This is a genomic window from Allobosea sp. CER48 (assembly GCF_044752385.1).
Classification (GTDB): Bacteria; Pseudomonadota; Alphaproteobacteria; order Rhizobiales; family Beijerinckiaceae; genus Allobosea.
Genome location: NZ_JBIWYK010000120.1, coordinates 1 through 7,731 on the forward strand (window position 1 = coordinate 1; position 7,731 = coordinate 7,731).

The 7,731-nt window shown below is 67.2% G+C and carries 7 protein-coding genes; 2 read left to right on the plus strand and 5 right to left on the minus strand.

Annotation, left to right across the window (positions count from 1 at the left end; all coding sequences use genetic code 11):
- Positions 1-91 precede the first annotated feature (91 nt).
- Both ACIPIA_RS06795 and ACIPIA_RS06800 read left to right on the plus strand, forming a co-directional pair.
- On the plus strand, positions 92-1,024 hold the full coding sequence (locus ACIPIA_RS06795) for an acetamidase/formamidase family protein (protein WP_400507913.1): 933 nt from the start codon (positions 92-94) through the stop codon (positions 1,022-1,024).
- 42 nt (positions 1,025-1,066) lie between these two features.
- Positions 1,067-2,338, plus strand: a complete 1,272-nt coding sequence (locus ACIPIA_RS06800; protein WP_400507915.1) for a M20/M25/M40 family metallo-hydrolase — start codon at positions 1,067-1,069, stop codon at positions 2,336-2,338.
- A 3-nt stretch (positions 2,339-2,341) separates the two neighbouring features.
- On the opposite strand, the gene ACIPIA_RS06805 is transcribed toward ACIPIA_RS06800, so the two are convergent.
- The 5 genes from ACIPIA_RS06805 to ACIPIA_RS06825 all read right to left on the minus strand — a co-directional run bounded on the left by ACIPIA_RS06805 (position 2,342) and on the right by ACIPIA_RS06825 (position 7,504).
- Entirely contained in the window at positions 2,342-3,394 is a 1,053-nt protein-coding gene (locus ACIPIA_RS06805; RefSeq protein ID WP_400507917.1) for an aldo/keto reductase, read from the minus strand.
- Positions 3,395-3,465: 71 nt separating this feature from the next.
- Complete coding sequence (locus ACIPIA_RS06810; protein WP_400507919.1) at positions 3,466-4,281, minus strand: ABC transporter permease; 816 nt, start codon at positions 4,279-4,281, stop codon at positions 3,466-3,468.
- Complete coding sequence (locus ACIPIA_RS06815) at positions 4,278-5,108, minus strand: ABC transporter permease (RefSeq protein ID WP_400507924.1); 831 nt, start codon at positions 5,106-5,108, stop codon at positions 4,278-4,280. The genes ACIPIA_RS06810 and ACIPIA_RS06815 overlap by 4 nt, the downstream gene beginning before the upstream one ends.
- Positions 5,109-5,290: 182 nt before the next feature.
- Positions 5,291-6,421 carry an ABC transporter substrate-binding protein gene (locus tag ACIPIA_RS06820; protein WP_400507920.1) on the minus strand — a complete coding sequence of 377 codons (1,131 nt, stop codon included), beginning with the start codon at positions 6,419-6,421 and terminating at the stop codon, positions 5,291-5,293.
- 15 nt (positions 6,422-6,436) lie between these two features.
- Positions 6,437-7,504 carry an ABC transporter ATP-binding protein gene (locus ACIPIA_RS06825; protein ID WP_400507922.1) on the minus strand — a complete coding sequence of 356 codons (1,068 nt, stop codon included), beginning with the start codon at positions 7,502-7,504 and terminating at the stop codon, positions 6,437-6,439.
- Between the last annotated feature and the right edge of the window lie 227 nt (positions 7,505-7,731).

Below are 7,731 nucleotides of genomic sequence, written 5' to 3' on the forward strand. Positions count from 1 at the left end.
TCGGGCGAGCCCCTAGGGTCCGCCAGACAGGGTGGTGGCGTCCCGGCCGTCCCGCCTTGCTACGATGCGGACCCGGCTCAGGAAGGCTTCCATGGCGCGCCATCACTTCGTTCCGACACGCTATTCCAACGTGATCGGCACCCTGCCGCCGGTTCTGGAGATCGCCAGCGGCGACAGCGTCGTCACCACCACGCTCGACGCTGCCGGCTTCGGCGGCGACGGCGTGCAGCACGCCCCGCGCGGCAACCCGATGACCGGTCCCTTCTTCATCACGGGAGCCGAGCCCGGCGATGCGCTGCTCGTCACGATCGAGCGGATGACGCCGAACCGGAAGACCGGCTGGACCTACTCGCCGCTGGCGCCCGGCGTGCTCGATCCGTCGATCCTGGCGGAACTGCCGAAGCGCGAGCGCCATGAATGGGCGATCGACGCGCAGGCCGGCACGGTGAAGCTCCTGGAGCCCTCCGCCCGCATCAGGGACTGGAGCTTCCCGCTTGCGCCGATGCTCGGCTGCTTCGGCGTCGCGCCGGAGCGCGGCCAGGCGATTTCGACCGCGACCAGCGGCGCCTATGGCGGCAACATGGATTACCGCCTGTTCGGACCGGGCGCGACGATCGCCTTCCCGGTCTTCGTGGAGGGCGCGCTGTTCTTCCTCGGCGACGGCCATGCCTGCCAGGGCGACGGCGAAATCGCAGGTACCGGCGTCGAGACTTCGTTCGAGGTCGAATTCTCGGTGAAGCTCGTCAAGAAGCTTGGACTGCGCTGGCCGCGCTGCGAGACCGGGACCGACCTGCTGGTGATTGCCGCCGGGCGTCCGCTCGACCAACCCCTGCAATTCGCGACGACCGAGCTGCTGCGCTGGGTCGGCGAGGATCTCGGCGTCGATCCCGTCGAGGCGAGCCACCTGCTCGGACAGGCGGTGCGCTACGACATCGCCAACGTCTTCAACCCCGCCTATTGCGTTGCCGCCCGGCTTGGGAAGACCGAACTCACGCGCGCGATGTCGTTCCGCGCTCGCGGCTGATCTCCACACCCTCCATCGAAACGCCGATCAAGAAGACCCGCCATGTCCAAGGATACCGCCGCCCTGAAGGCCGAGCTGCTTCAGGCGATCGATGCGCGCCGCGACGAGATCGTCGCACTGCTGCGCCGCTTCCTGCGCATCAAGAGCGTCAACCCGCCGGGCGACACCCGCGAGGCTGCAGCCTTCGTACGGGAACTGCTCGACGCGGCCGGCGTGCCGCATCGCACTGAAGCCTTCGTGCCGGAAATGCCGAATATCATCGGCCGCTGGGAAGCCGGCCGCCCGGGCCGCCACCTCATCCTCAACGGCCATATGGACATCTTCCCCGTCACCAACGAGAGGCTGTGGGAAGCCGAGATCGTCGACGGCAAGATCATGGGCCGCGGCGCCTCCGACATGAAGACGGGGACGCTGGCCTCGATCCTGGCCTATTGCCAGCTCTACCCCCATCGCGAAAAGCTCGGCGGCGCCTTGTCGCTGACGGTGGTCTCGGACGAGCAATCGGGCGGTCGCTACGGCACCAAGTTCCTGTTCGACGAATTCGGCGACGAGATGGAGGCCGATTGCTGCCTCAATGGCGAGCCCAGCGGCCTCGCCAATCTGCGCTTCACAGAGAAGGGCACGCTGCGCTTCTCGCTCTCGGCGAAGAGCATCGGCGGCCATGGCGGCTACGCCCATCGGGCGCGCAACCCAATCGCCGATGTAAGCCGGCTCGTGACCGTGATCTATGACCGCTACCACCTCAAGCTCGCCGAGCTGCCGCCCGAGATCGACGCGGTTCTGACCTCGCCGGAAACGATCGCAGCCGCCGATCTCAATCTCGGCAAAGGTGCCGGCGATGTCGCCCGGCGGATCACCGTCAATGTCGGCATCCTGCAGGGAGGGCAGAAGGCGACGCAGATCCCGACGCATTGCATCGCCCATCTCGACATGCGCATCCCGATCGGCTCCGATCGCGACGCGATCCGGGCCGATCTCGAAGCGCTCGCCCGGGAGGTCGATTGCGAGATGGTGGTCAACGAGGACCACAGCTATCCCGCGAGCCTGACCGATCCGTTCAGCGAGATGGCGAACATCCTGCGCGGCAATATTCGCGAGCTGCTCGGCCACGACGCGCCGCCCGTGTCGAGCCTCGGCGGCACCGATACGCGCTACTGGCGCTGGCGGGGCGTTCCCGCCTTGATCTGCGGCCCCTCCCCGATCAGCATGGGCACCGACGAGGAGCACGTCACCATCGACGAGGCCATCGCCGTGATGAAGCTGCACGTCGCCTGTGCGGTCGATTATCTCGGCTCGACCGGAAAGGCCGGGTAGCGCTCAGCCCGCCGGAACCGGCGCCGCCTCGGCGAGCAGGCCCGCCGCTTTGAGATCAGCCCAGAGCGCGGCCGGCACCGGCCGCGCGACGAGGTCGAGATTGCGGGCGACCTCCTGCGGCGTCACCGCGCCGAGCACGATCGTCGCGACCGCCGGATGGGCGGCGCAGAAGGCGAGCGCGGCCTGCGGCAGCGCGACGCCATGGGCCGAGCAGACCGCCTCGATCCGCGCGACGCGCGCCAGCACCTCCGGCGGTGCCGGCTTGTAGTTGTAGTAGGCGCCGGGCCTGGCGCCGGTGGCGAGGATGCCGGAGTTGAAGACGCCGGCCAGCATCACCGCGATCTTCTTCTCGAGGGCGAGCGGCAGGAACCCGGCGAGCGCGCCCTGCTCCAGCAGCGAATAGCGCCCGGCCAGCATCATCACGTCGAAATCGCCGGCGCGGGCGAAGCGCACGCACATCTCGGCCTCGTTGACGCCGACGCCGATCGCCTTGACCACGCCGGATGAGCGCAGCTTCTCCAGCGCCCGATAGGCACCGTCCATCGCCTCGGCGAAGCGCCGCTCCATCCTGTCGCCATGGGTCCAGACATCGACGTCGTGGATCAGCAGGATGTCGATATGGTCGGTGCCGAGGCGGAGCAGCGACTGCTCGAAGGAGCGCATCGCGCCATCGTAGGAATAGTCGATCACCGCCGGATGCGGCAGGCCCCCTGCATAGCCCGAGCCTTCGCGCTTCGGCTCGCCGGCCTGCATCCAGCGGCCGACCTTCGTCGAGACGATGACGCTGCCGCGCGGCACGCTGCGGAGCGCGGCGCCGATGCGGTGCTCGGAGAGGCCGTGCCCATAGAGCGGCGAGGTATCGACCAGATTGATGCCGGCCGCGAGCGCGGCCCGGACCGTATCCTGCGCCGTGACCTCGTCGAGATGGCCATAGAGGTCGCCGAGCGGCGCGCCACCGAAGCCGATCAGGCGGGGCCTGAGCCCGGCGATCGGCCGGCCGCACGGAACGGAACCCGGGGCCGGCCCGGATGGGGAGAGTTCAACGCCGTTCGTCATCGCTGGTCCGGAAGGCAGGAGGGAGCGGCAGATTTGCGGATTGCCCGGAGGCGCGCAAGCCTGCCCTCGCCTCAGGCGCCGACCTTGGCGAGCACGTCGGCCCTCAGGAAGCGCTCGATGAACAGCATGAACAGCACCGAGGGCACGAGCAGGATCAGCGCGGTGATCGACGCGACCTGGTAGTTGCCGCCCATCGCCGCATTGTAGAGCAGGAGCGGCAGCGTCGTGACCTGGGGGACACCGACGAAGAAGGTGCCGGTGAACTCGTCGAGCGATTCCAGGAAGACGAAGATGCCGCTGGCGATGATGCCGGGTGCCGCCAGTGGCAGCGTCACCGAGAAGAAAGCCTTCAGCGGCGAGGCGCCGATATTGCGCGCCGCGAGCTCCAGATCCTTGTCGACCGCGGCGAAGGCGGCCGCAGCGATCCAGACGGAATAGACGAGGCCGTGGGCTGCGTGGACGAGCACCACGGCGAAGACCGTGCCGTTGATACCGATACTGTAGAAGACGCGGGCGACGTTGATGTAGATCGCGACCGAGGGAAAGGCCTGCGGCAGCAGGAACAGCACCATGAAGAAGGCGCGCGCCGGGAGTTTCAGCCGCGCCAGCGCGTAGCCGGCGGGGATCGAGAGCGCGAGAGCGACGAGAACCGTGAGCACCGCGATCCAGACGGAGGTCGCAAGCGAGGCCATGGCGTCGCCGGTCGGCCGGAAGACCTGCTCCCAGTAGCGCGTGCCGTAGACCACCGGCAGCTTGTAGGGGGTGTACCAGCGCTCGGCGACGGACCAGAGCGCCAGATTGACCAGCGGCCCGATCAGGAAGAAGGCGAAGGCCGCGAGCGCGAAGGCCGCCAGCAGCATGCGGATTCCGGAAGCGGCGCGGATCATGGCGTGCCCTCCTTCGCCATGCCCCGTTTGAGGTAGATGATCGCCGCGCCGGCCGAGATCAGATAGGTGATGACGCCGAGCGCATTGGCCGTGGCGTAGTCGCCATAGGCGTTGATGCGGAAGGCCATGTCGACTGTCAGCATCGTCGGCTGCGAGCCCGCCACCATCATCGGCACCGACAGCACCGAGAGCATCGTCACGAAGGAGAGGACGAGCGCGACGAGGAGCTGCGGCATCACCTGCGGCAGGGCGAGTTCGACGAGGACGCGCATCCGCGATGCCCCGAGATTGCGTCCGGCCTCAAGCGTGGCGCGGTCGAGCGCGGCGAGCGCGCCGGCCAGCAGCAGCGCGACGAAGGGCGTCTGCTTCCAGACGAAGGTCGCGATGATGCCGCGCCAGTCGAGGAAGCTTACCGCCTGCAGCGGCTCCATCAGTCCGAGCGAGACGAAGGTGTTGTTCATCAGCCCGTTCTTGGCGAGGAAGGTGCGCATGCACTGCGCCGCGACGATGAAGGGGATGAAGAGCGGCCAGCGATAGAGCGCCTTCAGCGTGCCGACGATGTAGCGGTTCTCGCCCAGCGTCAGCGTGCCGGCGATGACGATCGCCGCGAGCCCGGTCAGCAGGCAGGAGGCGAGCACGATGATGACGGTGAAGAGGATGTCGCCCGAATAGAGCTCCCAGGCCTTGGCGAAGGCCTGCAGCGAGAAGCCGCCCTGCGGACCGGTGAAGGCCGAGATCAGCGAGAAGCAGAGCGGATAGAGAAACAGCGCCGCGACGAGCGCGAGGCCGGGCGCGATCAGCAGCAGGGCAAGCTGGCGTTGGGACAGGGACATTCTCGGTTCCGGCTAACCAATTTGCTGCGGCGGAGAAGGCCGTCATGGTCGGGCCTGACCCGAACATCTCGGAGACCAGCGCGAGCTGGTCGCGAGATCCCCGGGCCAGGCCCGGGGGTGACGTGGGACGAGGACGGGACGACGCGGAGCTGCCACATCATCCCGTCGGGCGAACCTCAGTTCGCGACCTTCTTCTCGTAGCCCTCGAGGATGTCGTTGAAGTAGGGCGCGATCGGGAAGGGCTTGCCGTTGGTGGCGAGTTCGGTCGGCGTGACATCGGTGAAGAGCTTGTCCCAGGCGGCCTTGTCGAGCTTGCCTTCGAGGTTCTTGGCGTCGATGCCCGGATACCAGTTGAACTTCTTGACGATGCCGTCCGCCTGGACCTGGGGGCTTGTCGCGAGCGCGATGAAGGCCTCGGCCAGCTTCTTCTGGGCCGACTTCTCCGGCACGGCATAGTACATCGGCTGGCCGGGCATGCCGGGCGAAACGAGCTTCAGCTTCATGTTCGGAGGCAGCTTGCCGTCGGCCTGCCAGGAATAGAACATGTCAACCCAGACCGGGCCGATCGCGATCTCGCCGCGGTTCAGCATGTCGAGCGTGCCGGCGTTGCCGGGGGTGATCACGGCATTGGCGTTGAACGCCTTGAGATCGGCGAAGGCCTTGTCCCAGTTCGCCTTGGTGGCGGCGTCGTAGGGGCCCTTCATCAGCTTGTCGGCGTCGCCGCCGAAGGCATAGACCCAGCCGGCGACGAAGGAGACGCCGGACATGCCGCCCTTGATGCCGTTATAGCCGAACTGCTTGGGGTTCTTCTTGGCCCAGTCGGCGAGCTCGGCGAAGGTCGCCGGCGGCGTCTTGACCATGTCGGCGTTGTAGGCGAGCGCGGTCTGCGACTGGAACATCGGGATGACGAAGCCGGTCACGTCGGTGCCGAGCGCGTTCTTGGCATTGTCGCCGGTCGCGAGCTTCGCGGTGTCGACATTGGCCGTATACTTGTTCAGCAGCCCTTCCTTGACCATCTGGCCGGCGGCCTTCTGGTGGATGACGACCACGTCGAAATCGGTCGTGGCGGCACCCTTCTGGGCATCCAGCTTCTCGTAGATCTTCTGTGAGCCGGAATCGCCGGGGCCGGTGCCGACCGAGACGACCTTCACGCCCGGGTGGGCCTTCTCGAACATCGGCCCGAGATAGTCCTTGACGTAGTCGACCATGTTCTGGTCGCCGGCGGAGGCGACGTTGAGGGTCTGCGCGGAAAGCGGCGAAGCCACGATCAGCGCGGCGAGCGAGCAGGCAAGCGTGATAATGCGCATGTGTCTGACTCCCTGTCAGGCGGCGATCCCGGCCTCGGTCGCCGGGAAGATGTGAAGGCGCTGCAGCGGAATGCGCAGCCCGACCTTCGTTCCGAGTTCGTGACGGTCGGCATCGTCGACCGTGATCTGGCGGCCTGCGGCTTCCACCTTGTAGCGGTAGATGCCGCCGGGATAGGCGCGCGCGGCGATGGTGCCGGGGACGAGGAGGTCTCCGCCGGCAGCCGGGGCGTCGAGCGCATCGAGGCTCGCGACGTCGTCGCGGAAATAGGCGAGCATCTCGCCGGCCGGCAGCGCCGACGCGGCTGCGCCGGCAAGCGTAGCGCGGGCGTCACCGGCAGCGACCGAGGCCTGCGCCTCGCCGCGCTCGATGCTCAGCGGCAGCACGTTCTCCGCACCCATGAAGTTGGCGACGAAGGCAGTGGCAGGACGATCATACACCTCCTCCGGCGTGCCGACCTGCGCGACATGGCCGGCCTGCATGATGACCAGCCGGTCGGCCATGGTCATGGCCTCCTCGCGATCATGGGTAACGTGGACGGCGGTCAATCCGAGCCGCTGCTGGATCGCGCGGATCTCGTGGCGCATCGTCATGCGGATCTTCGCGTCGAGATTGGAGAGCGGCTCGTCGAGCAGGAGGATGCCGGGGTCGATGGCGAGCGCCCGACCGAGCGCCACGCGCTGGCGCTGGCCGCCGGACAGGGCGGTGACCTTGCGCTCCTCATAGCCGGACAGGCCGAGGAATTTCAGCATCTCGCCGACCTTGGCGGCGATCTCCGCCTTCGACTTGCCCCGCAGCTTGAGGCCGTAGCCGATATTCTGCAGCACGGTCATGTGCGGCCAGAGCGCATAGGACTGGAAGACCATCGCCATGCCCCGCTTTTCCGGCGGCAGCCCGGCGACGTCCTTGCCGCCGACCATGATCGAGCCAGACTCGACCGGTACGAAGCCTGAGAGCGAGCGCAGCAGCGTGGTCTTGCCGCAACCGGACGAGCCCAGCAGCGCCGTGAAGCTGCCCGGGGCGAAATCCAGATCGATGCCGTGGAGCACGCGCGTGCCGCCATAGGCGACCTTGAGACCGCGCACGCCGATGGCTGCGCCGCTACCCGCTGAGGCTTGCGTTTCCGGCTGCAAGGCGCCTACTCCCCACCCTTGGTTTTATCGCCGAATAATGGAATATTTCTTCCATCAATGGCGTGATTGAAATAAACGTTACGCACGGGCCGCAGTCTATGCAAGAGCTTTGTGAAACTCCGATGACAGCGCAGATCCATTCTCTCTGGCTCATGGCCGCCCCCACCGACGAGGCGATG